Here is a 25,077-nt window from a genome sequence, read left to right as displayed (position 1 = left end):
TCCTCCTAAGAATGATTTTGTGTTGTGTGTGTATAATCATCTTACTGAGGGGCTCTATTTTTATCAAACGGTAAAAATAGCTATCTACAGGAATTCTAATGGGTGCGATGCTTCAATTACGAAGGATCGCTTTTTCTTTTTCAAGTAACTGGGAAGGTTAGGCGAAGAACATGAAGAATATGAGTTTTTTTGTTAAACGTTCTTGGTGCATATAATATCAAACGAAAAAGAACCCATTATTGAGTTCTTCCTCTAGACATTTCACCCGTTAGCCACCCATGCAGCAGTTCTTCAACATCTGAGGTTAACGGGGAATTTACATTCCCTTGTTAAATTGATTGGAATCCTTATGAAAAATAGCTACTTATTTATTGAGTTAATATTATTACTCACATCACGATTATTGGATGCTGTATTGTTATCTGCTTCAGCCGTCTCCACCATCTGGTTACCAATAACACCGCCTGAAACACCGCCTATAACAGTACCAATTAGTCCAAATGGAGCACCTATCATAGCACCCGCAACGGCATCAGTAAAAGTTCCAACAGCTTCACCAAAGTCACTGGTACCTTGATTAGCATTATTCCCAGCTTGGTTGTTGCCACTTTCTTCTACATTTCCACCAAAGTTATTGCGTTCGTCACTCTGATTCATCTATTCACTTCCTCGTTTATTAATAGGGAATATGTTAAATATGAACGCACACCATCCTAAACATATACTCCCCAGCTGAAGTAGTTTTACTCACTATATGTTTAGGAAGCACGCTTTATCCTCATTAATGCAGCTATAAAGGTATACACCAAGGGCATTGCGTTAAAAAGGTGCTTTTTTGTTTTTCAACAAACGGGAGGTTAGTGGAAGAAGGAAAAACCACTTTGGATAAAGAAATAGAATAAAAACGATGTATGTTAAAGAGGAGATGGCAGTCCTGTTATTTGCAAAATCAATAGAATTATTTGAGAATCTTTGTCAGTATGAATTTGACTACAACTATTACGATTTGCACAATGATTATGATTGTGAAAGTGTAACATTAAAAGATGATATTTTATTCATTAACTTTAAACAAGAAGCAAATGGGAACAGTCTTAGCTTAATATTTACTGATGTTGAATTAAAACAATTTGAGTTTTTCAATGTAAATGATTCAAAAACCCTAACAATTGATAATGTGTATCGTGGAAGAGTGGAAATTGATGGTGAGTTAGAAGAATGCTTAGGAGAAAAAGGCTACTTTTACTTGGAGTTTTATGAGGGACAAAGGTTAGAATTTTGGGCAAAAAGTGTAGGAATTAAAGAAAAGAAATAACGAAAAGAAATAACGAAAAGAAAAAGTAAAATATCTGCAGAATCTTATAAAGAATCGATGGCTTTAAACACAATTATTGTTAGATTGTGAATTAATATACTTAAACTATCGGGTGCTTCACTGGAACAACGATATTGCCTTCTTCTTCAAATAACGGTGGCAGTTTAATGGATGTGTAGGATATATTTTGTTCAGGAGGTGTATCATGCAAAAGGCAATCGTAGTTTATTATGTTACCGATAAGAAGAATAACTTAAGTGATTTAAATCAACTTTTGCAAGAGGGATGGAAGGTTGTCTCTCAGAGTGCTATGTCAGGTGGTTCAGTTGCAACAGTTTATTCACTTGTTATATTAGAGAAAAATTAGGAAACAATGCTTCGGGATTCATTGCACTAACGGGTGCTATTCTTGTGCGAAATGTTTCTAGTTTAAATGGAGGATGGATACATCTCTCTGGTAAAGGCTAGACAATTCCTTTCGGAATTGAAGGATTATATCGATGAGTCAAATGATAGAGTAACATCTTGAAGGGCTCTCTCTGCGTCGAATAGCACTGAATTTAGTAAGAATGAAAGTGTTATAAGCTCGGCTAATAGGCGTGAGAATTTACCGTAACAGGTTAAGCTGACGAAAGCCTACCTGCGGGGGTGGTGTGAATCATGATGCTTGAGTTGAATGAATATGGTGAGTATGCAAAAGAACCCACAATAAAGGGTTAAGCTGACGAACTTCTGAAAGTACGGGTCTACACGCGCAATACATAGAAATGTGTATATCACTAAATGTGAGGTTAGCAGTGGATGAGTAAGACTAAGAAATATGAAAATCCATGATATGTTACAGGCATATGAACGGCTAACAGGCTTAGAGGAAGCACCTAAGTTCTTTCTAAAATAGATATAATTCAACGTTGTAAGCTGATAACGTGGAGAGCTTGCTCTCGGTGAAGCGTTGATAAGGAAAGCATGAGTGAGAATAGCTACTGTATAACTTATCTTTATATCAGTGAAAGTGGTGGCACAGTACCAATGAAATGTCTAATCCACATGGAGGGATAGCCACTAGACTAATAAAGAATCATTCAACCATGTTCGACAGTTCTTTATCGATTAATAAGGTTCTTGTGAGACTAAAAGAGGTTCAACTCCCAAGGGAGTCACCGACTTGTTAAAACGTAAGAAACTGAGACACAATGAATATTATGATATGCAACACTGTTTCGATAACTTATATGCTCAAAGTGTCAATGGTCAAAATTTCTATAACCTAATGAAACTGATAAGTTCCAATGAAAATATACGTCTTGCTTATCGAAACATCAAAAGAAACACTGGGAGTAAAACAGCAGGAACTAACAAGTTGACGATTGATGATATTAAAAATTTGTCAGTAGAAAATGTAATTGAACACGTACAAAATATGCTCAAAGCATATGGACCAGAAAGTGTCCGACGTGTCTTCATTCCTAAAGCAAATGGAAAAGTAAGACCATTAGGAATCCCAACAATTTGGGATAGGATTCTTCAACAATGTATTTTACAAGTATTAGAACCCATTTGCGAGGCAAAATTTCATAAACATAGTTATGGCTTTAGACCAAACAGAAGCACTCACCATGCCAAAGCGAGATTAGAGTCGCTTGTCAATATGGTGGGTCTTTATCATTGTATAGATGTAGACATAAAAGGATTTTTTGATAATGTTCACCATAGTAAATTACTTAAACAAATTTGGTCATTAGGAATAAAGGATAAACCATTACTATCTATTATTTCGAAGCTATTAAAAGCAGAGATTGAAGGAGAAGGAGTACCAACAAAAGGTACTCCGCAAGGAGGTATCCTTTCACCACTTCTATCGAACATAGTCTTAAATGAACTCGATTGGTGGGTAAGTAATCAATGGGAAACCTTTCAAAGCAACCATAATTATAAACATAATGGAAGCAAAGTAAAGGCACTTAAGAAATCAAATCTAAAAGAATGTTACATCGTAAGGTATGCCGATGATTTCAAGGTATTATGCCGTACTCGGTCGCAAGCGGTTAAAATGAACTATGCCATCAAGGATTTTCTTAAAACTAGATTACATCTGGAGACAAGTGATGAAAAATCAAAGGTTATTAATTTAAAGAAGAATTCTTCCGAATTCCTTGGGTTCTCTTTTCGAGCAATTCGTAAAGGAAAAACAAGGATGGGGTTCGTAGCACAATCCCATATGACGAAGAAAGCTAAGTCCAATGCACTCATAAAAATTAAGGATACTATAAAAGCAATTCAGAAAAAGCCATGTGCTGAAAACGTATGGCACTACAACACTGTTGTAATGGGAATTCAAAACTATTACGCAGCAGCTACTAATATCTCATGTAATTTAAGTGAGTTGTCCTCCCATTTAAACAAGACACTATATAATCGATTAAAGAATATCAGAACTGAAGCTAAGTTTGATGACATGACCAGTACACTTCAAAAACGCTATAAAGGATACTCACCGCAATATTTTAAGATTCAAAACATGGTGTTTGTCCCTATTTATGCCCAACGGCATAAAACAAATCTTTGTTTCTCGCAAGATGTGTGTAATTATACTGCCGAAGGCAGAGCAAAAATACACAATAATTTAAAAGCGATTAACAAAAGCGTATTAAGCCATGTCATGAAAAACTTTATTCCAAATCGAACGATTGAATATAACGACAACCGAGTTAGTAAGTTCATAGCCCAATACGGAAAATGTGCAGTTACGGGAGCAGAACTTGGTAAAAGCGATTGGCATTGTCATCATAAAAATCCTTATCATCTTTCAAAAGATGACAGATATTCAAACCTGATAGTGTTGCATGAAGCCGTTCATAGATTATTACATCTGAAAGATATTGATAAAATCAAATCGCTGCTTGAGGTTTTTCTATTGAATAACAAGCAAAAAGAAAAAGTCAATGAACTCCGAAAACAATGCAAAAATTTTACTATCTGATTGGAATTAAACTCGCTTCACAGAATACATAGAATTGAATGAATTGGATTAGTTTGAACGCCGTATGCGGTGAAAGTCGCACGTACTGGTGTGGACGAGGGGAAAAGGGAGCGATAACTTCAAACCCTTACCTATTCGTATCAAGAAGGAGAATAGCTCTTTCTTATTGAAGTAAAGGAGCAGAACAGTATAATTTAGTTGAAGAAGAAAAACGAATACTGCGTATTTGACAGAAAATGCGAACTACTGAAAGGTGGCAAATATGTTTAAAGTAAAAAGCTCAATTAACGGAATTGTTATGGTCGTGTACGGTGTAAACAAAATAGATGAATGTTCCGCACAGTTTCTATTTCATCTTGACGGTGAGTGGTACTGGGAAGATGCGGAAAACTACGAGCCAATTTCTTGATGCACAGTTCGATTCTATTGTGAAGAAATGTACTTAAGCTAATGGGTGCAAGAGTTCAACAAGGGGCTGCTGCGGCGGCTCTTTTTCTTGTTCCGCTAACGGGGCAGGTTTCTGCAATAAGAGGAATTGGTAGCCTATTTAAGAAATATGATTACTTGAATAAGTAAAGTTTCTGCACTTTTAAGGAACTTTATGTTTTGTTTGTTCGTATTTAAAAATAAGCAATTTTAAAAAACAAAGGTGGTATAAAGATGAAATGTAATCAATGTCAAAACGAAATGGTAAAAGATTGTAATATTAATGTTGAATTTGATACGTTAGGAATTACAATAAGAAAAAAAGGGAAGGGACTTTTCAACAAAGTATCTGCAAAACCAAAAGCAGCCGTTTGTTCAAATTGTGGTTATGTAGCTTTCTACATTGATGAATATAAAGAGTTTAGTGAGTAGGATAGATAATTATTTAGCCGAGCGACTGTTCAACAAGAATAGTCGCTTCTTATACTAACGGAGCAGTTTAGTGAAAGAAGTGGAATTATTTGGGGTAGGAAAGAATGGAAAGGGAAGAACCTTATGAAATGTTATTTCAGGTGGAATGATGATTAAATTGGGGTCACTAAAAAATATAGAACTTTTGATGGTTATGCCACAAAACAGATTGCATTAAAACCAAACAAGTACATAGCTTCCAACCGTAAATAAAAATAAACTGAATGTTGTTTTTTTACCTGATCCATATCTTTCCCCAAGTAATTTTTTCCTAGTGTATCAAATTTGGAGTTTTTGGGATATTGTAATGGAAAATCATAGAAAAGTCATTAAATAGTTGAATTCTTATTCAATTTTAAGTAAAGCTTCAGGATTCTTTATGATAAAATAATGAAGGTAATAGTTGGAAATTTCGGGATTGTTTAATCAGCTTTTTAAGAGATGGGGAAATGACTTTGAAAAGATGGACTTTAGTTATATTTATAATGTTGGTAATTGGATACCTTGGTTTTCAATATCTAGAACATAGACAACAACAACTTCAACTTTATGATACTAGCATAATGGAATACAGCAAAACTAATGGTAATGTACAAACTCTTATGCTAGAAGCTATTGGTGGAACCGTCTATGATGTTAAACGTGTGAATGATGACATTGACCATTCACAGTATTTTTTACAATTACGCATCGATGAGATGGAAAAAGCACCTGTTCCTAAATCCTACCAACAAGCACATAGGGATTTGTTAAACTCATATAAAAATTTTTCGAAAAAATTAACTATTTATCAAAAGAATATGATAAAGGATGGAATGATAACCAAGTCGAATATCTTGGAATTAAATTCTGCATACGCACAAATTATTCAAGCTTCAGATCATTGGTATGTTATTTATAAAGAAAGCTTGAAGAATGAGGGGCGTAGTTTTCCTATAGTCGGTAGTTTACAGCATCAACGGTTTTATGAAGATGAAACACAAACCAGGATAGAAATTGCCCTATCCGCCGTTGAGTACGATATTATCCCCTATGTTAATCAAAAGGATTATGGTGCTCTATATAAGATGCTTAGTAATCCTAGTGTTTATCTATGGGTGATTTCTTATATGAATCATATGAATGTTCCTGAAGCTTATACTTCTGCCCACCAACATCTTCTTACTGCATACATCAATTATTATACTTTGGTAAAAGATGTTCAAGTTCAAGATTCATTATTGAACGAAGAATTCCTTGAAAAAATAAAGGGATGTTATCAGGATATGAAGCAAGCTTCTGAAGAGTGGAATGAAGTTTACGATCACAATCATATAAATTATTAGTTTAAATTGTGAAGGGATGTACTTAAGCTAACGGGTGCTTTACTTTTATATGGAGTAAAGCCTTTTTCTTATTCAAGTAACGGGGCAGTTTAGTGTGAGAAAGTTATTTGGATAAATGTGACCAAAGAAGACCTTGAAAATTTCTTAAAAGCAATTAAATAATCGTTAAATGACACGAATGTCCTGACAACCTCGTAGAATGACAGAAAACTCCTAAAAAACTCGCTCACATATAAACGCGGACTCCTAAATTTACATCTCTTGTCATTTAAATATTCTCTCCTCAGATATAACGCAATTATTTTTTTCATGCATCCATTTTAACCTATTTATTACTTTACTCCTAACAGAAGTGAGGACAAACTTTATCCATTATTCTCATCACATTTTAATTTAATTTTGCTAATTTCCCATATAAGTACTTTCTTCTTTCCTGAATATACTTAGTGATAAACCCTAATTCCAAATCAAAATCATTGATATGTTGCTTTTTATATGGATCCTGCAATACATACGGCCGGATTAATGTAAGTAGTTTTTCAACCTTTGGTTTCATAAATTCAACTGTAAATTGATGATTCATAATGTCTATGAGGAGACGTTGATATTGCTTTCGAAAACCATCCACAGCTAACAGCCTTGCTGTTAAGGTATTATAGCCATCGATCGGGACATAATTAGCTTCCATCAGTTTTCCGTTTACATCCCTCCCCCAGGTGGCATCGTAATCCCATGGGATGACCTCAAAGAGGCCATTGTCACCATTCCTGTAGAGTGCATAGTTATGAACGAAACCATCATAGTTTGATGTAAAAATAATTCCGGCAAGCCAGCGAAGGTATTTATCAACATCGACATATTTTGGAATTTTACGAGAAAATTCTCTTTGTGGAATCGTATTAATTTTATAAATGAATTCCTGGAAATAATGATCATCAGCCCTGGTCCCGTATTTTCTTTCATAGCCTAATTCCAGTGATTTTTTCGTTTCTTTATCCAAGTCGCTCATAAGTGAGAAGTTCGCATCACCATCAACGGCATAAAAAATACTTCCATTGGGTAGATTTCTTTTCTTCAAAAAGTTTTCATCCACTGATTCGATTTCTAAGTAAATTCCTTCGGCTTTTCCGTTCTGCGTTAAAAAAATATGGCGTGACTGCGGCGCTAACACGCCAATTTCGGAAAAGAAGTCAAAAGACAGTTTATTTCGGATAAGAGATGGATCCTTAAATTCAGCATTTAAATGAATAAGATTCGCACCTTTATATTTTGTAGGTTTATGGAAAGAAATTTGATAAGACTTTTTCGAAAAATCACGAATATGAGATCCGCGATAACTTAAATCAATGTCAAACCTTTTCCTATCCAGCGTTAACTGAGCAGGGATTGGATCGTCAATCCAAATAGTCCATTCCAGCTCTCTAAGGTCAGATGGTTTGATAAAAAGTTTATATTGCGGTATTTTTTCTGCCTTGTCCAATTTGTATCCCTCCTACTTTATTCGTATGAAAGAAAATAGGAGTATGACACGGTAAAACACCATTTTTTCTGTTATAACGTCAAAATTATCACAAAAGTACTTAATACCTTGAAGAATGACGCAAAACTCCTTATAAACTTGTTTAAAAAACTCTTTATAAACTGGACAATTGTGAAATTTTTCACTTACTTATGAGGAGTTGAAGAAGAAGTTGTTTATTAACTTCGCAATTGACACATATTGCGAAATAAGAATTACCTAATTATTTTATATAAAAAAGGCACCCATAAGGTACCTAAGGAGAATGTATTAAAGAGAAAAAGAGAAGCGTCTTATACACGCTTCAAATGAAAGTGAGGTTTTATATATTTTTGGTTGTTATTCATCCTAGATTATTAGTATCCAGTCATAAAAGATGCCCCAACAATAATCAAAAGGATGAAGAGAACAACGATTAAGGCAAAAGGATTACGACGACGACTTGTACGACGCTCGTGTTCGAATTCCATAGTGTATCACCACCTTTATTAAGAGTCTTTATACAATATGTAATGATGGTTAGATAGGAAATGGACAAGCGTTGAATTTTGTTATTTTAATATTATTTTTAGGTATAGTACGAATAAATTCAGTCCTAAACGACACATTATGCGCAGCAAAGGAATTTAAGTTATAAATAAATTTTTCAAAAGCAGCTAGTAATAACCATAAGAATATAAGGGACTGCATAAATAATGCACATTACAACAAATACACTAAGAAAAGTTTTTTAAGGGTGAGGTAGCTTATTGTTGCGGTTAATAAAAAAAATACCACCCAAGATATGAATAATGACAAACAGTGACACTGACATATAATACCTCCGATTTTTAATTTATTTATCTTAGAATAGGAAATATTTTCTAGATTTTATTCAATCTAACTAATATGTTTATGTCGTAGTACGAATAAAATGTGAAATAAAAGAGAGAAAGGACTTTTATAGAACCATTTTGCGGATTTTCTTATTAAACTAAAGCCAGATAGTGCAATAAGGCAGGAATTTTGGTGGGGGTTGTCGAATTACCTTTTTATACGATATGGATAGGGTGATTGAAACATGAAAAAGACCACAAACTTGAAGAAAGAAGTTTTCCGCATTTTAGTTATTCTAATCATTTGTTTTGCATATTCATACCAAAAGCCCATGTTTACAACTGAGAAAGCCACAGGTTACGCAGGTTTGTGTTTGGAAAATCCACCAAAAAGATTGGGAATAAAAGCCGTACATTTAAATTGGCAGGACATTAAACCGGAGAAATTTTCCATTGTTACAAAGAGTGGTTTTTTTAATCAAATCACTAATCAACGGGAGTTTAGTGTAACACTGAAAACTAAAAATGGAGAGGAACTAACCGTCAGGATGGACGCGTATAATGGAAGATGTCTTGAGGTGACTGGTCCATTAAAATAACGGGTGTTCCGCTGCTTAATCGTAAAAAAAAGAGGAGAGCTGAAATTAATAAGCCTATGGACAAGGGTTGACTGGATTAAGGTCAGTATCAGTATTGACACTTCCTTCCCATTTTCATTCTCTGTGGTACAGCACTGATTTTGTGCTGCATGAATGGCTAACGGGGGCGTTTCTGAAATTAGGAGGAGCACTCTTTTTGACTGGCGAAAACATTTTCGGTCAAAAAATATGAATTTAAATAAGTTACTACCCAGAATTTGTCGAAATTCCCTCGGTTTTATTCGGGTTGTGACTAAGCACTTTTATAATGCAGAGAAAATAGCGGCTTTTTTTAAAAATAAACAACAAAAAAATCCCTAGAGACATAAGGGATTCAACGATTTTTTCTCTTACTTCCTTTTTTTCTTTAGTCTTTTTCGATTTCCAATACCATTTTACCTTTTGCGTTGCTGCTTAAAATCTGGATATGTGCCTTGGCTGCTTCTTCAAGCGGCAGAATTGTTCCTACGAATGGCTGAAGTCCTCCATTATTCAGTGCAGCTTCAACTGCAATCAAACTTTCATTAAATTCATCTAATGGTGCATTCCAAACAGCCATTCCAAGGACATCGGCTTCTTTGGCCATTGTCAAGCGGGGATTGAAATCCAATGATCCGCGGTTGCCTACTATGACCACCCGGCCGAACTTGTTGACTAGCTTTAAATCCTCTTCTAGATTGACATTGGCAAGCATTTCTATGACCACATCAACGCCAGCACCGTTTGTAATGGAAGGGAGTGCTTCCAAATAACCAGTTTGATTGTGGTTAAGGACGGCGTCAGCACCCGATTTTCTTACTACATCAATGCCTTCTTCTGTGCTGGCAGTTCCGATTACTTGTGCACCTGCATATTTAGCAAGTTGTACAGCTAAAGTACCTACACCGCCGGAAGCCCCATGGACTAATACCGTTTCTCCCGGTTTTAAATGTGCCCGGTGAAAAAGTGCGCGATAGGCAGCAGTGACAGGAATGCCAAGTGCTGCTCCCTGCTCAAAGCTTACTGTTTCGGGCAATTTATGTACGGCCTCCACATCACAAACTACTTTTTCCGCATATGTTCCCGTTTTTCTTTTTGCCATTGTGGAGGCGACAAATACCCGATCGCCGGTTTTGAGCCTAGTGACACCCGGGCCAACCTCATCCACCACACCTGCACCATCAAATCCAGGGGTAAAAGGCATGTCAGGATTGAAAAAGGCATAACCTCCCGCACGTATATAAGCTTCAGCTGGATTGACGCCGGCATAATAAAGCCTTACCCGTACTTCGTTTTCTGCCGGTACCGGTTCTTTAACTTCTACTAGTTTTAACACTTCAGGTTCCCCAAAGGACGACATTTGAATAGCTTTCATACGGCTTCCCCCTGTTTAAAGTAAAATCACATCTACTTAATGATAGACTATCTGCTTGGCCAAAAAAACCTTTTTGGGAAAAATTAAGACCGATTCTTATATTTTTTGTAACTTACTTTATGTTGGGTAATTTTATAATTGTCATTAAAAAACGATTTCTATTTATTATCACGTGCCAACAGATAAAGCAGGTTTAGTTGCCCAGTTGGAAGGTAGTATCGTTATTGATCGTACAAAAGGTGAAGTTTCTGTCCACTGTGATAATGAATGGGCAAAAATTAAACATTATTATGTCGGAAATCTGAAACCATTTTATTAACCAGTAAATACCGAAGTTTGTATTATTTCTTTTTTAAATTATGGTAAAATTTAATTAATTTAACACAACCCTTGGTGTACATGTATAAGTATTTTTTCGAAAAGTGTAAAATTAAGGATCGTGTATGGCGAATCGCTTAGTTTTAAACTAATTGTAAAAGGATGATTTCTAATGACCTATTCTACGAGAGTAACAGAATGCCCTAAATGTGGCGGAAATGAATTAGGGAAAGGGAAGCACAGTGGATACGCGGCTATGAGTCCGGAAAGCAAGATGAGCTTTGGCTCGAATATTGAATATATAATTTGCACAGATTGTGGATTTATCATCGAAAGCTATGTTTCAAAGCCAGCGAAATTTAAGGGGACATTATGATGAATAGATTATAGAGAAAGCCGGCAATATCTTTACAGAAAAAAACTACATGGACAATAGACATTCAAAAAACCTTGATACTCAAGGTTTTTTTGTATGTCTCAGAAAGGATTCGAACCTCCGTGGGATTTTAAAAAAATTTCTGCCGACCCTGTCCTTTTTCCCTCTAATTCCATAAATAGTAGATGAAAACATTTAACTATGAGGTGAAGAGAAATGTGTGGCTGGGTGAAGCTGTATCGGGATGTGTTGGATACGGAGTTATGGAAGGAAGTTGTGCCGTTTCGGCTATACATGCTGTTGTTGATTCAGGCTTGCCGTGAGGATGGAAGGATGGTGATCGGTATTCAGTTGAAAAGCGGGCAGTACATCAGGGCGTATTCTAAGCTATCGGAGGATCTTGGCTACCGGGAAGGCAGAGGCGAGAAGCAGTATTCGAAAAGCACGATTAAGCGGGCTGCCGATAAACTGGTCAAAAAAGGATTGATTGCCACGGAGGAATTGAGTATCGGGACATTATTTACCGTCCTTCGATATGAGGATATCCAGACTGGCGGATTACGTGATTTTTTTTGCCCTCCATTTCGCGGAACGGTGCCGCAACAAGCGGAGAACTTGAGAGAAACGATGCCGCAACAAAATCATAAAGAGAGAAGCTAGAAAAGAAAAAGAAGGGTGATGATTGCGCGCAGCCTATCGCAAGGTTAGTGGAGCAGGATTCCAGCGAAAAAAATGCGAGAATAACTGCGTTTGCCGAACAGTTTATCCAACTTCGAAACCGGGGTACGGCCTTGTCGGCAAAAGATAAAAATTCTTTGGCAAAAGTCGCAGGGCTAGATGTTCCGCTGGAGAAGCTGCTGAAGTGGATGAAAGAAATTCATTTGGACTACTCCGGACACTCGCCTCTTGGTACGATCAACAGCATGGCTTACTATGAAGCGGCGATATTAACCCGGATGTCGAAGGGCAATGCGAAAAACAAAAAGGGAACGGAATCGCTAAAGGAACGGATGGCGCGACTAGAAAAGCAAGGAAAACTTACATAGGGGGGGCAGATGATGGAGAGGGAAGAAGTTTATCAAGTTCTAGAAAAGATTGAATCTGCCTACCAGCAATTTAAAATAAGTGATGAAACAGTCATCATGTGGACGAAGGCCTGCAGAGGGATGGACTTCAACCTAGTGATGCAAAAGCTGATTGCATTCATTGCGAAGAGTCCTTTTCCGCCAACAATTGCTGAAATAGCAGCTTTTGGCGTTAAAAGAAATGACTTTCTCGATAAAGTCAAACAATGGGAACAGGAAGGGCGAGATCGGATTGAACGGGACAGAAGGAATTCCAGTCGGAAACTATTACCTGGATGGCTATCCTGCTGACGAGCAAAATGAACTGTTGGAAGCGGAAAATATGGTTCTAGGAGCGGTTTTCTTAGAGCCGAGCATCATAAATGAACTGATTCTCGAAACCTATCATTTTTCGCACAAAAGAAATCAAATCATTTTTCAAGCGATGACAGCACTTCGGCAGCAATCGAGGATGATTGATCTAGTTACGATGCTTAATCAACTCGGAAGTCAAATCATGGACATCGGAGGAATTAGCTATCTGACTAGCCTTTCCGTCACGTGCCCGACAACCGCCCATGTAGAAGATTACCAGAGAATCGTATTGGAACATTATAAAATTCGCGAGTTGAAAAGGAAGGCGGCTGGATTTTTAAACGAAGGGAGTATGGAGGCCGCGGAAAGCTTTTACCAGACATTTATTAACATGCAGAAAATTGGCAGGGGATATGAGAGAACAAAGCAGGATGTCGTCATGGAGATTTTCGATGAAATATATGAGGATTATGGAGATTTAAGGGGAATTGATTCAGGATTCGATTCGCTTAATCGGATGACTGGCGGTTGGAACAACGGGGATTTAATCATCCTCGCCGCCCGGCCCTCGATGGGAAAAACAGCACTTGCTCTGAATCTGGCGATAAATTGCTGTTTAAAAGGCGGCGTTGTGGATCTTTTTTCCATCGAAATGCCGGACAAGCAGCTCGTCAAAAGGATGTTAAGTAATCTGACGAGGATAGATGGCGCCAAATGGAAAAACCCTTATCGGTTTTTTACGGAAGAGGACCAAGCCAAAGCAAATACCGCACTTGAAATCTACTATAAATGGGATTTACAGATCCACGACCACTCCCGGCAAACGGTCACTGACATCCGCGCTCAGATACAAAAAACGAGGAGGGAATTTCCGGATAGGGAATTTCTTGTCGTGATTGACTATCTCCAGCTGATTGCAGTCAGCGGGAAGTATGACCGTCATGATCTCGCGATTGGCAGCATCACAAAGGAACTGAAAGAAATCGCAAGGAAATACCAAGTCCCCATCATTTTACTATCCCAGCTGTCAAGGGGAGTCGAACAAAGGATGGACAAGCGCCCGAAGATGTCCGATCTCAGGGACTCAGGCAGCATCGAACAAGACGCCGATTTGATCATTCTCCTTTATCGAGATGAGTATTACAACAAAGAAAACGAAGCAAACAACATCATCGAAATTGACATTGCTAAACAGCGTAACGGTGCGGTGGGAACGGTCAAACTTCTGTTTGAAAAGGAAGTGGGGGTGTTTGTGGATGTTTATGGGGGCTAAAAAACAATTTCGGTTACGATTAGTGGGAAAATGGCGGAAAACCAATGGATTAATAGGTACAACTATAACAGTCGAGAGCCCCAAGAGGACCTGTGGTGGAAAGAAGAAAAAATAAATGTTGAAGAAAAAATCGCCAGGTCGTAAAATTTAAAATAGCTTTGCTCTAAATAGACTACTGTAGTCCCAGCTGATGGGTAATAAATGCAGACTCACCAGCTTTTTTTATTACGGGTCTAATAACTTAAAGGACATACTCCAATAATAAACATAAAAGGCTGAGGTGAGCATTGGCAACTGATTTGAAAAAACTGTTTTGGTAGTTTATTTTATAACAAATGACATTTCGTAAAGTTAATCTTGTTAACCCTTTATTTCTTTTATTCTTATCAGTTTTACACAGTTGAAGGACAAGCTAGCTTTTAACTAAAGTATTATGTAGGTAAAGAAAAGATTTTAGCGGATACGAAAAAGAATGAAGGGATGGAATCCATATGGGGAAAGTACGAGTCTGGCTGGAAAAACGATCACCTGCCCAAATTATTACAGGCTATTATTTACTGACAGTTACCATATCAATCCTATTATTTAGCCTTCCCGCAGTCCATAAACCCGGTGTCAAAGTGGATTTTTTTGATACAGTTTTCATGGCTGTCAGTGTAGTAAGTGACACAGGTATGACCGTATTTAATATATCTGAAACCTATAGCGTATTCGGGTATTTTATTATTATGCTCGTACTGCAATTCGCGGGCATTGGCATTATGGGCATGAGCACTTTTTTTTGGATGCTTTTGGGACGGAAAATTGGATTACGCGAACGGCGTCTAATTATGATTGACAATAATCAATTTGCATTATCGGGACTTGTTCGATTAGTTCGCGATATTCTGAAGATGATTATTTTTATTGAATTGGTCGGAGCACTTATTTTAGGATTTCATTTTTTGAATTATTACCCAACATGGAAGGAAGCATTTCTTCAAGGCTTATTTTCATCAGTTTGTGCGACAACAAATGCAGGTATGGATATAACCGGAGAGTCTTATGCTCCTTATGCGAGTGATTATTTTGTGCAATTGCTGACGATTATACAAATTATCATTGGAGCAATTGGTTTTCCTGTATTAATCGAAGTGAAGGAATGTTTATCTAAGAAAAAGATGAAACTTACAAATCCTTTCCGTCTTTCATTATTTACAAAGATAACAACAATTACATATGGTATTCTTCTCATAATTGGGACAATCCTTATTTTACTACTTGAATTTCAGCATTATTTTAAGGATGTGTCATGGCATAAATCGTTTTTCTATGCTTTTTTCCAAGCAGCGACAACCAGAAGCACCGGATTTACTACAATGGATATTACAGAATTTTCAATGCCTACGCTCTTGGTTATGGGTGTTTTGATGTTTATAGGCGGTTCTCCTAATTCTATGGGCGGTGGAATCAGGACGACGACACTTGCTTTAAATCTGTTATTTATTTATAACTTCGCGAAAGGAAAGCGTGATATCAAAGTATTTAATCGTGAACTTCATCAGTATGATATTATGAAATCGCTAGCTATTACGCTATTCGCCATTGTCATGTGCTTGGTATCGGTTATTGTTATAAGTATTTCTGATAAACAGCAGCAGCTTATTGCTATTTTCTTTGAAGTTTGCTCTGCTTTTGGTACGGTAGGCTTAACCATGGGGATTACCCCAGATCTCAGTATTTTTGCGAAGTGCATTCTTATGATTTTAATGTTTATTGGAAGAATCGGTTTAACTTCTTTCTTTCTTATCATCGGAGGGGAAGGCAATAAAGAAGATAAATATCATTATCCAAAAGAGAAAGTTATTACGGGTTAATATCGGGCAATACAATTATAAATTTTTGGCATGGAGGGATAAAAGCAAAGATAGGCTAATTTGCATTAGAAAATAATTTTACAAAAATTTTGCATCTACAAAAATAAAAAACCCCAAAAGCGCTTGTGTAACAAGGCTTTTGGGGTTTTTACTAGACGTCCCAAAGAGGATTCGAACCTCCGACCTACAGTTTAGGAAACTGTTGCTCTATCCTGCTGAGCTATTGGGACTCATTATAGGAACGTTTATTATTATAATGATATAATCGAAAAAGGTCAATAAAAAGTTGATGTTATTGCAGCGGAAGGTTCTTGGCCACTTCCGTTTTTTTCGCAGTCTTATTGCGGAAAATCAACCAAACCATCAAGCTTAGGGTTATTAATAAACCTTCCATGGATAAGATATACCAAGGGTAAGGGCCCAGAACATCTAATAGACTGGCACTGTCCGGTTTGTGACTTAAGAACATATAATTGCCGTCAACCATCTTATTAATCAACATAATAATCGGCATCAAAACATTTAAAAAGACAAATAATTTTACTACCGACCAGATTGTCGGCCGGTACCCCTTTGCCCAAGTGAAATAGAGCGGCACCCAAATGATCATTAAATGGGTATAAAAGAAGTGGAAGAATCGAAAATGTGGAAAGTCATAATTTAATAGTGGTGTGATTAATGCCTGAGATGCGCCAAGTAATGCTGTGAATAATAAGATTTCGTAAATTATCTTAAATCTAGTCAGCAATAAGAGTATCGTTAAAATTAGACTTATACTGCATAGCTCTAATGGGATGGCGTCGCTGACATGCCAGCTGCCATTTATGATCAACCATAGGTGATAGGCAGTCTCCATTATTATTAACGAAATAGCGACACCGATTTCAGTGCCTCTCCATTTACCAGCTTTCAACTTATCTCTAAAGAAAAATATTGCTAAAGAGCCTAGAATTAAGATGGTTAGGATAACAAAGTGACTTGCTGAAAACATCTGAAAATCAAAATTTTTGTAACTTCTGCTAAACCACTCCATAATTTCACCACCCTTTTTATAATTTTATCATGTTATGGCGATTGAAGTTGGAATTTTTGGAAAAAAACCAGTGGATAGGTCGGATAATTTCTAGTTATTTTTATATAAATAACCAATGGAAAAGATAAAGCCAGTAAGGAAGGTGCAGATTGTAATAGTTGATAGGCCGGTAAAGCAATAGGTTAACACGCTGCTAAAAAAGGTGAATAGTAACCATTTTATTGAGGATGGCAGCCATTTAGCCATTACCATTCACCTCTTGTGCTTCTTTTGAATTCCAATAATATTCAGCGAGTATCTCTGAAAATACATCAACTGTTCGTTCCAGTTCCTCTAAATTATTATCTACGCCGCCAATCTCCAGTAACATTGCTTTAGTAGAAATATCTTGGTTATAGACACCGTTCCCGTCCTTATACGTTTTAAGAAAAATTCCGCGGCTTATACCAGGATATTTCTTTTCTAACTCAGAGTTTAGCGTTTTTACCAATTCTAGATTTTCTAAGTAATGTTTGTTCTCCTTACCCACTACAAAATAGAGTCTTGCGAAGCTCTCTCCATTTATTGTTTTAGTTGTAAGTTCTTTTCGTGCGTCATCACGATGGATATCGATAAAATAGGTAAGATCATTATTCTTACCTGCAGCTGCTTCAACAATTTCCCGTGATGCTGTGTAGGCTTTTGCTGTTTTCCAGCCTTTATCGTGCAATTTCAGGGCCATATTTGTATTATCATGGTCAACACCTATACCTCGCCTCATAAGATTATCAGCTAAACGTTGTCCAAGATTCACTACATTGACCCGCTCATCATTGCTGGTTGCATCATTTGGTTTCTTTGCATCTTTTAGTAAGGGCAGGAATGACTCGTAACTATGACTGTGATAAATAAATACCGCTTTATGTTCAGGAGTGGTAATCGGTTTATTATCCTTACCATTATTTCTTTGAACTAATTTCTCCTCTGCAACTTTTCTTTCTTCAAGTAAAACCTCGATTGGAGGAGATGATTCATATGGAAGGGTGGTAAGGTTCGTTCCTTCCCCAGCAACGACGATCTCGGTGTCAAAAAGCCTTAATCCAGGTAATTCATTCCCTAAAAACGTTCTAGCATCAGTTGGTTTAACCGTGACCGCTAATTGTAAGGCTAGCGCTGCCATTTTTGATGCTGAAAAAATAGGTTCGTCGATTTCGGGATAGAAGTAATGGTTTTCGGATCTAAGAATATGAACAAGGATTTTTTCTGTATTTAAAATGCTGATTGTACTGTGAATGTTTTTCGAATGAACTTTAATATCCATTAGTAATACTATTGAAATAACTAGAAAAACTATCAGAACCATTACTACCGGAAAGTAGATAAATTTTGGTAAGAAATATTTTTTCGACGCCATATCAAAACCTCCATAACACATTTATATGAGTTAAAGGAGTAATTATTTCAAATTTTTAAGAGCCTAATTAACCCAATCGACGAGTGCCTGACACCATCAATTTGTGATATAATAGTTTGTCGAAGATACTCGAAATGAATTTAACAGTGGAGGTCATTATGGCTGCTTATACGCCGATGATACAGCAATATTTAACCGTGAAGGCAGATTATCAAGATGCCTTTTTATTTTTTCGCTTAGGCGATTTTTATGAAATGTTTTTCGATGATGCGATAAAAGCATCACAGGAACTAGAGATAACCTTAACAAGCCGCGGAGGCGGTACCGATGAACGAATTCCGATGTGTGGAGTTCCTTACCATGCGGCCGCTACCTATATTGAACAGCTTATTTCCAAGGGCTATAAAGTAGCGGTTTGTGAGCAAACGGAAGACCCGAAACAGACAAAAGGAATGGTCAAACGGGAGGTTGTTCAGTTAATCACACCGGGAACCGTGATGGATGGAAAAGGATTAACAGACAAAGAGAACAACTATATCGCCTCGATTACAGCCTTTGATGACCAAACCTATGGATTTGCTTATAACGATATTTCAACAGGTGAGAGCAGAGTAACATTACTTTCAACTAATTTTGATGAGGTATTGAATGAACTGTCGGTTTTAAGTGCCAAAGAAGTAGTGGTTGCAAGCAATTTTGACGGAGAACTGCAAAAGAAGATGCGGGAACGTGATGTGCTCGCGATTTCGTTTGAAGATAATAGTTCGCTAGAGATGAATTATGCTCATCTGCTAGAGGATTTAAATCAAGATAAATTGAAACAAACAACAGCAAGGCTATTTAACTATTTATACCGGTCGCAAAAGAGAAGCCTTGACCATCTCCAGTCCGTCACTACCTATCAAATTCATCACTATATGAAAATTGATTACTATTCAAAGCGTAATCTTGAATTAACTGAGACGATTCGCTCAAAAGGGAAAAAGGGTTCGTTATTATGGCTGCTTGATGAAACGATGACCGCGATGGGCGGAAGGATGTTAAAAACGTGGATTGACCGGCCATTGATTAATCAGGCTGAGATTGAACAGCGTCAATCCATCGTCGAAGTCCTGATGAATCATTACTTTGAACGCCAGGAGCTTCGCGAAAAATTAAAAGAGGTATACGATTTAGAACGTTTAGCAGGGCGTGTTGCCTTTGGAAACGTAAATGCCCGTGATTTAGTCCAGCTTAAGCGTTCGTTAATGCAGGTGCCATTTTTAAAACAAATTTTGCAAGGGATGCAGAATGAACAGGTGGATAAAATCGCCGGACTCCTTGATCCGTGTGAAGAGGTTACCGATTTATTGGAGCAGGCAATCGTAGAAAATCCGCCGCTTTCATTAAAAGAAGGAAATATCATCCGCGACGGGTACAATGCCCAGCTCGATCAATATCGGGATGCCAGCCGGAACGGGAAAACATGGATTGCTCAGCTCGAACGGGAAGAGCGGGAGAAAACCGGGATTAAATCGCTGAAGGTTGGCTATAACCGCGTATTTGGCTACTATATTGAAATCACACGCGCAAACTTGCATCTTTTAGAAGAAGGACAGTATGAACGGAAGCAAACTCTATCGAATGCCGAACGGTTTATTACCCCGGATTTAAAAGAAAAAGAAGCATTGATTTTACAAGCGGAGGAAAAATGCGGCGAGCTTGAATATGAGTTATTTACCGAAATTCGCGAAGTTGTGAAAGAACAAATTCCGCGCTTACAAGCATTAGCTAAAACCATTAGCGAGCTTGATGTCCTGCAATGCTTTGCGATGGTGAGTGAAGATCGGCACTATGTGAAGCCGCAATTTTCAACAGAGCGTCGTGTTGCCGTTAAGGATGGCCGCCATCCAGTGGTCGAAAAGGTATTAAACGCCCAGGAATATGTACCAAACGATTGTCATATGGACAGCGACCGGGAAGTTTTATTAATTACAGGCCCGAATATGTCGGGTAAAAGTACGTATATGCGCCAAATTGCCTTGACAGCTATTTTGGCGCAAATCGGCTGCTTTGTTCCTGCTTCTGAAGCCGTGCTCCCGATTTTTGATCAGGTGTTTACACGAATCGGTGCGGCAGACGATTTGATCTCTGGACAAAGTACCTTTATGGTTGAAATGCTCGAGGCGAAAAATGCGATCACAAATGCCACTCAAAACAGTTTGATTTTGTTTGATGAAATCGGCCGCGGCACTTCAACTTACGACGGGATGGCCTTAGCGCAGGCCATCATTGAATATATTCATAAGCGGATTGGGGCGAAAACTTTATTTTCAACCCATTATCATGAGCTGACCGTTTTAGATGAAGAGCTTTCGAAGCTAAAAAACATTCACGTCAGCGCAATTGAACATAACGGCAAGGTTGTCTTCCTTCATAAAATTAAAGAAGGGCCGGCCGATAAGAGCTACGGAATTCATGTCGCCCAGCTTGCCGAATTACCGGCGGAATTAATCAGTCGTGCAAATGAAATATTAACAGCCCTTGAGCATTCAGACGTTCAAGCTGATGTTCCCGTGAAAGCGGCGGTAATCGAAGAAAAGCCAGCTCAGTTATCATTTTTTGATGAACCGAAGGAAACGAAGAAGCGAGAGCTGACTTCAAAGGAAAAACGAGTTTTAGAGAAAATTAAAGAAATAGAGTTATTAGAGGTAACACCGCTTCAGGCAATTAATATGTTGTACGAGCTCCAGAAAAAGTTAAAGTAGGGGGTGGAGTCATATGAGAAAGATTATTCAACTTGATGACGCCTTATCCAACAAAATAGCGGCGGGAGAAGTAGTTGAGCGCCCCGCCTCGGTTGTCAAAGAGCTGGTTGAAAATGCGATTGATGCCGGCAGTACTGTGATTGAAATTGAGGTGGAGGAAGCAGGACTCGCCAAAATTCGGATTACCGATAATGGGTACGGAATTGACGAAGAGGATGTGTTAATCGCCTTTCAACGCCATGCCACGTCTAAAATCAAAGACGAAAATGACTTATTTCGGATTAGGACGCTCGGGTTTCGCGGAGAAGCCCTCCCAAGCGTTGCCTCCGTTTCCAGACTCGAGATGAAGACCTCTACGGGGGAAGGTGCCGGAAACCGGGTAGTCATCGAAGGCGGGAAAGTCGAAACGTTTGAAAAAGCTTCCAGCAGACGCGGAACCGACATCACGATTACCGATTTATTTTTCAATACGCCTGCCCGCTTAAAGTATATGAAGACAATCCACACAGAACTTGGGAATATTACCGATGTTGTCAACCGGCTCGCTCTGTCCCATCCGGAGGTTGCCTTCCGCTTAATTCATAATGAGCGGAAGCTGCTGCAAACGAATGGTAACGGCGATGTTCGTCAGGTGCTGGCATCGATTTACGGAATGGCCATCGCCAAACAGCTTATTCCAATAACCGGGAATTCGCTTGATTACAAAATTAGCGGATTTGCTTCGATGCCTGAGATCACAAGGGCATCAAGAAACTATATCTCGACAATGATTAATGGCCGATTTATCAAAAACTACCCATTAGCGAAAGCAATTCAGGAAGGGTACCATACGTTGCTGCCAATCGGCAGGTTTCCAATTGTGCTCCTTAATATTGAAATGGACCCGCTGCTTGTGGATGTCAATGTTCACCCATCGAAAATGGAAGTGCGTATTAGTAAAGAAGCGGAACTGAATGAACTGGTCACAACAATAATCAAAGAGGCTTTTAAATCGAAGATCTTAATTCCGACAGCCTATACTCAGGCGAAAAAAGAAGCGCCAAAGTCTGAACAAACTTCTTTAGAGCTTGATGAGAGAACAAATGATTATCAAGAAATTCGTAGGGAATGGCCAGTTGGGCCGCAAAAAGTTCAGGAAACTCAAACGGTACCTGAAGTGCCACAAACCGTTAAGGAAACCCAAACATTCTCCAAGGTGCCATTTGCACATATTCCTGTTCGAAGTGAAACGGCAGCTGAGGCAGAAACTTGGGAGTCTGCAACTTCTATTTTCAATACACCTGAATCATCTACTTATGAACAACAGGTCGATTTCAATGAGAATAAAATAATCGAGTCTAGTGATGATAATGACCAAATGGAAAGCAGGGTGCCCCGTCTCTATCCAATCGGGCAAATGCACGGCACCTATATTTTTGCTCAAAATGAAAATGGCTTATATATTATTGATCAGCATGCGGCCCAGGAACGGTTAAAGTATGAATATTTCCGTGAAAAAGTAGGCCGGGTTCAGTCTGAACTACAGGAAATGCTTGTGCCGTTAACGTTTGAGTATTCAACTGATGAGTATTTAAAAATAACGGAACACCAACATGAGCTCGAAAAGGTCGGCGTTTTTCTTGAGGAATTCGGGATGAATAGTTTCATTGTCCGTTCACATCCACAATGGCTTCCAAAAGGAGAAGAAAAACAAATTATCGAGGACATGATTGAGCAGCTTTTAGCGATGAAAAAGGTCGATATTAAGAAGTTGCGTGAGGAAGCAGCTATTATGATGAGCTGTAAAGCATCGATTAAAGCGAATCGCCATTTGCGCAACGATGAAATCCAAGCATTGCTGGATGATTTACGGAAGGCGTCTGATCCATTTACCTGTCCACACGGAAGACCGATTATCGTTCATTACTCCGTTTATGAAATGGAGAAGATGTTTAAACGAGTGATGTAAGACTGTAAAAAGAACGTTCCTAAGATGATAAGGGAACGTTCCTTTTTTTGTTCATAAAATCCGATTCGCTAATAAAACCCAAAATTCGCTAATAAACATGGCAGATTCGCTAATAAACTTGTAAGAATCGCTAATAAACTCTCGAAATTCGCTAATAAAAAATTGGGGAGTATATTTGACTGCATTTCTTGCGGGAAAAACAAGTTTTTCAGACAGGCAAGTCTCCTCTGATTACACTTTTTCGCCAATTCGACGTCCAAATTTTATTAAAAATAAAAGAATTACAATCTAAGCACAACAATAGAATATGAATATATAGACCTAAATAAGCATTACATTTATGTAACAGAAGGGGGTGGGCCTTTGGTTGTTTTTGGCCTGTTAACCACATTTTTACCAGTAGTTATTATCATATTTGTCATTGTTTATGCTGTGAAAAACAAAGAAATGGGGGATGAAGCGGTGATACGTCATCTTTATACGTATTTAGTTTTGTTTGCAACGCTTATGTTGGTGATTGGAGGAGGGATATCGATATTTATGGCTGCTGCGGATCTAGTTAGTCCGCCAAGCTATTATCAAAGCTATGAAGACTACAGTCAGATTCGTCAAGAAGGTAAGGTGCAAGGTCAAAAAACATTATCAGATCAAGAACTGCGTGCTAATTATGAACAGGCAGTAACAGACGAAAAGAACCGAAATAAGGAAAGTGCAAAAAATCAAATCATTAAAAGCCTAGGCTTTATTGTCATTCCGCTGCCGATTTTCCTTTACTTCAATAATGTAAGAAAAAGAAAAAGTGATGAATAGACAAAGAGGCTGGAGGGTTTATCCTTCAGTCTCTTTGTTGTATATTGTGATCCCCTATTTCATTGCTGCCTGGAGTTTACTTATATATTGAAGCGCCTTCCCTGTGCCAACTGCCACAGATTCAAGCGGTTCGGGTGCAAGCTGAACAGGCACAAAGATTTCCTCGCTCAGCCATTCTTCCATCCCGTTCATTAACGAACCGCCGCCAGTTAGAATAACGCCGCGATCAACGATGTCGCCGCTGAGCTCAGCAGGGCAGTCTTCAAGCGTGGCCCGGACCGCTTCCAATATATGCAGAAGTGGCTCTTTTAGCGCATTGCGAATTTCAAAGGATGAAAGCTTAATTGTCTTAGGCAAACCGGTCACAAGGTCACGCCCGCGGACATCCATGAAAAGTTCCTCGTGGTCAACAAGCGCATAGCCAATCTCCATTTTGATATTTTCGGCAGTCCGTTCGCCGATTAATACGTTGTACTCCTTGCGCACATGCTGAATAATATCATCATCAAGGCGATCGCCGCCGATTTTAATGGAGTGGCAAGCAACCACACCGCCGAAGGAAATAATGGCTACTTCAGTATTTCCACCGCCGATATCGACCACAACGTTAGCAACAGGTTCATCGACAGGAAGTCCCGCACCAATGGCGGCTGCAACCGGCTCCTCAATCAAGGAGATCTTTTTAGCTCCAGCATTTCTCACGGCATCATGAATCGCTCGTTGCTCCACACTCGTAGAACCGGATGGGATGCAAACGACCACATTTGGCTTCCGAATCGAGAAGCCTGCTTTTTTAGAAGCCTTTCGCATCACATGCTTCAGCATATCTGTTGTCACATCAAAATCAGCAATAACTCCATCTCTTAAAGGGCGGATAGCCACGATTTTTTCAGGTGTCTTACCGATCATTTCTTTTGCTTCCTGACCAACGGCTACAATAGTTTTTGTGACTGTATCGATAACCACTACGGATGGCTCATTGAGGACAATCCCTTTATTTTTACTATAAACTAATATATTTGCTGTACCTAAATCAATTCCAATATCAAAAGTAGAAAGCATTGATTTCACCTTATTCCTTTATTTTTTATACAAGATAAG

The 25,077-nt window shown here is 38.3% G+C and carries 24 protein-coding genes, 1 tRNA gene and 1 pseudogene; 17 read left to right on the top strand and 9 right to left on the bottom strand.

Annotated elements, in window-relative coordinates; all coding sequences use genetic code 11:
- Positions 1-360 precede the first annotated feature (360 nt).
- Positions 361-657 carry a hypothetical protein gene (locus BANVL01_RS00280; protein WP_066085521.1) on the bottom strand — a complete coding sequence of 99 codons (297 nt, stop codon included), beginning with the start codon at positions 655-657 and terminating at the stop codon, positions 361-363.
- Positions 658-907: 250 nt separating this feature from the next.
- On the opposite strand from BANVL01_RS00280, the gene BANVL01_RS00275 reads away from it, so the two are divergent.
- The 7 genes from BANVL01_RS00275 to BANVL01_RS00260 all read left to right on the top strand — a co-directional run bounded on the left by BANVL01_RS00275 (position 908) and on the right by BANVL01_RS00260 (position 6,517).
- Complete coding sequence (locus BANVL01_RS00275; RefSeq protein WP_156487428.1) at positions 908-1,315, top strand: hypothetical protein; 408 nt, start codon at positions 908-910, stop codon at positions 1,313-1,315.
- A gap of 205 nt (positions 1,316-1,520) precedes the next feature.
- Entirely contained in the window at positions 1,521-1,682 is a 162-nt protein-coding gene (locus tag BANVL01_RS27130; RefSeq protein WP_156482168.1) for a hypothetical protein, read from the top strand.
- 840 nt (positions 1,683-2,522) lie between these two features.
- Positions 2,523-4,295 carry a group II intron reverse transcriptase/maturase gene (gene ltrA / locus BANVL01_RS00270; RefSeq protein WP_066096345.1) on the top strand — a complete coding sequence of 591 codons (1,773 nt, stop codon included), beginning with the start codon at positions 2,523-2,525 and terminating at the stop codon, positions 4,293-4,295.
- Between the two features lie 262 nt (positions 4,296-4,557).
- Positions 4,558-4,704: a hypothetical protein gene (locus tag BANVL01_RS27125; protein ID WP_156482167.1), complete on the top strand. Its 147-nt coding sequence runs from the start codon at positions 4,558-4,560 to the stop codon at positions 4,702-4,704.
- A gap of 41 nt (positions 4,705-4,745) precedes the next feature.
- Positions 4,746-4,871: a hypothetical protein gene (locus tag BANVL01_RS28515; protein WP_268874902.1), complete on the top strand. Its 126-nt coding sequence runs from the start codon at positions 4,746-4,748 to the stop codon at positions 4,869-4,871.
- 84 nt (positions 4,872-4,955) lie between these two features.
- Entirely contained in the window at positions 4,956-5,153 is a 198-nt protein-coding gene (locus BANVL01_RS00265) for a hypothetical protein (protein WP_066085526.1), read from the top strand.
- Positions 5,154-5,647: 494 nt separating this feature from the next.
- Positions 5,648-6,517 (top strand): hypothetical protein, encoded by an 870-nt coding sequence (locus BANVL01_RS00260; RefSeq protein ID WP_156482166.1) that lies wholly within the window; start codon positions 5,648-5,650, stop codon positions 6,515-6,517.
- 388 nt (positions 6,518-6,905) lie between these two features.
- On the opposite strand, the gene BANVL01_RS00255 is transcribed toward BANVL01_RS00260, so the two are convergent.
- Entirely contained in the window at positions 6,906-7,997 is a 1,092-nt protein-coding gene (locus BANVL01_RS00255) for a CotH kinase family protein (RefSeq protein ID WP_066085530.1), read from the bottom strand.
- A gap of 395 nt (positions 7,998-8,392) precedes the next feature.
- Positions 8,393-8,461 (bottom strand): annotated as a pseudogene (locus tag BANVL01_RS28850) (YjcZ family sporulation protein); the annotation flags it as partial.
- Positions 8,462-9,096: 635 nt separating this feature from the next.
- Here BANVL01_RS28850 and BANVL01_RS00250 point away from each other — a divergent pair.
- The gene (locus tag BANVL01_RS00250; RefSeq protein ID WP_066085532.1) at positions 9,097-9,450 is read left to right on the top strand and encodes a hypothetical protein; all 354 of its coding nucleotides are present in this window, start codon (positions 9,097-9,099) and stop codon (positions 9,448-9,450) included.
- Between the two features lie 406 nt (positions 9,451-9,856).
- Here the strand turns inward: BANVL01_RS00250 and BANVL01_RS00245 are convergent, their stop codons facing one another.
- Positions 9,857-10,843 (bottom strand): NADPH:quinone reductase, encoded by a 987-nt coding sequence (locus BANVL01_RS00245; protein ID WP_066085535.1) that lies wholly within the window; start codon positions 10,841-10,843, stop codon positions 9,857-9,859.
- A 490-nt stretch (positions 10,844-11,333) separates the two neighbouring features.
- Here BANVL01_RS00245 and BANVL01_RS00240 point away from each other — a divergent pair, with 490 nt between their 5' ends.
- The 6 genes from BANVL01_RS00240 to BANVL01_RS00215 all read left to right on the top strand — a co-directional run bounded on the left by BANVL01_RS00240 (position 11,334) and on the right by BANVL01_RS00215 (position 16,045).
- Complete coding sequence (locus BANVL01_RS00240; protein WP_066085537.1) at positions 11,334-11,537, top strand: transcription initiation factor TFIIIB; 204 nt, start codon at positions 11,334-11,336, stop codon at positions 11,535-11,537.
- A gap of 216 nt (positions 11,538-11,753) precedes the next feature.
- Entirely contained in the window at positions 11,754-12,197 is a 444-nt protein-coding gene (locus BANVL01_RS00235; RefSeq protein WP_066085539.1) for a hypothetical protein, read from the top strand.
- A gap of 47 nt (positions 12,198-12,244) precedes the next feature.
- Entirely contained in the window at positions 12,245-12,583 is a 339-nt protein-coding gene (locus BANVL01_RS00230; protein WP_066085541.1) for a hypothetical protein, read from the top strand.
- 12 nt (positions 12,584-12,595) lie between these two features.
- A complete protein-coding gene (locus tag BANVL01_RS00225) occupies positions 12,596-12,913 on the top strand; it encodes a replicative helicase loader/inhibitor (RefSeq protein WP_066085543.1) in 318 nt (105 codons plus the stop codon).
- Positions 12,855-14,189, top strand: a complete 1,335-nt coding sequence (gene dnaB, locus BANVL01_RS00220) for a replicative DNA helicase (RefSeq protein ID WP_342342307.1) — start codon at positions 12,855-12,857, stop codon at positions 14,187-14,189. Before BANVL01_RS00225 ends, dnaB begins: the two co-directional genes overlap by 59 nt.
- Positions 14,190-14,680: 491 nt before the next feature.
- Complete coding sequence (locus tag BANVL01_RS00215; protein ID WP_066085545.1) at positions 14,681-16,045, top strand: TrkH family potassium uptake protein; 1,365 nt, start codon at positions 14,681-14,683, stop codon at positions 16,043-16,045.
- A 156-nt stretch (positions 16,046-16,201) separates the two neighbouring features.
- On the opposite strand, the gene BANVL01_RS00210 is transcribed toward BANVL01_RS00215, so the two are convergent.
- From BANVL01_RS00210 to spoIIP, 4 genes are all read right to left on the bottom strand, one after another.
- Positions 16,202-16,275 (bottom strand) — tRNA-Arg (locus BANVL01_RS00210).
- A 62-nt stretch (positions 16,276-16,337) separates the two neighbouring features.
- On the bottom strand, positions 16,338-17,078 hold the full coding sequence (locus tag BANVL01_RS00205; RefSeq protein WP_066085547.1) for a YwaF family protein: 741 nt from the start codon (positions 17,076-17,078) through the stop codon (positions 16,338-16,340).
- Positions 17,079-17,168: 90 nt separating this feature from the next.
- Positions 17,169-17,324, bottom strand: coding sequence for a hypothetical protein (locus BANVL01_RS27120; protein ID WP_156482165.1), 156 nt, complete (start codon positions 17,322-17,324; stop codon positions 17,169-17,171).
- Positions 17,317-18,471, bottom strand: a complete 1,155-nt coding sequence (spoIIP, locus tag BANVL01_RS00200; protein WP_066085548.1) for a stage II sporulation protein P — start codon at positions 18,469-18,471, stop codon at positions 17,317-17,319. The genes BANVL01_RS27120 and spoIIP overlap by 8 nt, the downstream gene beginning before the upstream one ends.
- A 158-nt stretch (positions 18,472-18,629) precedes the next feature.
- Here spoIIP and mutS point away from each other — a divergent pair, with 158 nt between their 5' ends.
- The 3 genes from mutS (at position 18,630) to BANVL01_RS00185 (ending at position 23,976) form a co-directional block, all read left to right on the top strand.
- Complete coding sequence (gene mutS / locus BANVL01_RS00195; RefSeq protein WP_172800856.1) at positions 18,630-21,218, top strand: DNA mismatch repair protein MutS; 2,589 nt, start codon at positions 18,630-18,632, stop codon at positions 21,216-21,218.
- Between the two features lie 13 nt (positions 21,219-21,231).
- Complete coding sequence (mutL, locus tag BANVL01_RS00190) at positions 21,232-23,166, top strand: DNA mismatch repair endonuclease MutL (protein ID WP_066085549.1); 1,935 nt, start codon at positions 21,232-21,234, stop codon at positions 23,164-23,166.
- Between the two features lie 363 nt (positions 23,167-23,529).
- Positions 23,530-23,976 carry a hypothetical protein gene (locus BANVL01_RS00185; RefSeq protein WP_066085551.1) on the top strand — a complete coding sequence of 149 codons (447 nt, stop codon included), beginning with the start codon at positions 23,530-23,532 and terminating at the stop codon, positions 23,974-23,976.
- Between the two features lie 54 nt (positions 23,977-24,030).
- Here BANVL01_RS00185 and mreBH read toward each other — a convergent pair whose 3' ends face one another.
- A complete protein-coding gene (gene mreBH, locus BANVL01_RS00180; RefSeq protein ID WP_066085552.1) occupies positions 24,031-25,038 on the bottom strand; it encodes a rod-share determining protein MreBH in 1,008 nt (335 codons plus the stop codon).
- Between the last annotated feature and the right edge of the window lie 39 nt (positions 25,039-25,077).

The sequence above is a fragment of the Neobacillus novalis NBRC 102450 genome (genome assembly GCF_001591805.1).
GTDB classification, from domain to species: Bacteria; Bacillota; Bacilli; order Bacillales; family Cytobacillaceae; genus Neobacillus; species Neobacillus novalis.
The sequence above is the reverse complement of the archived record's forward strand: the minus strand, read 5'-3'. Positions and strand labels throughout refer to the sequence as shown.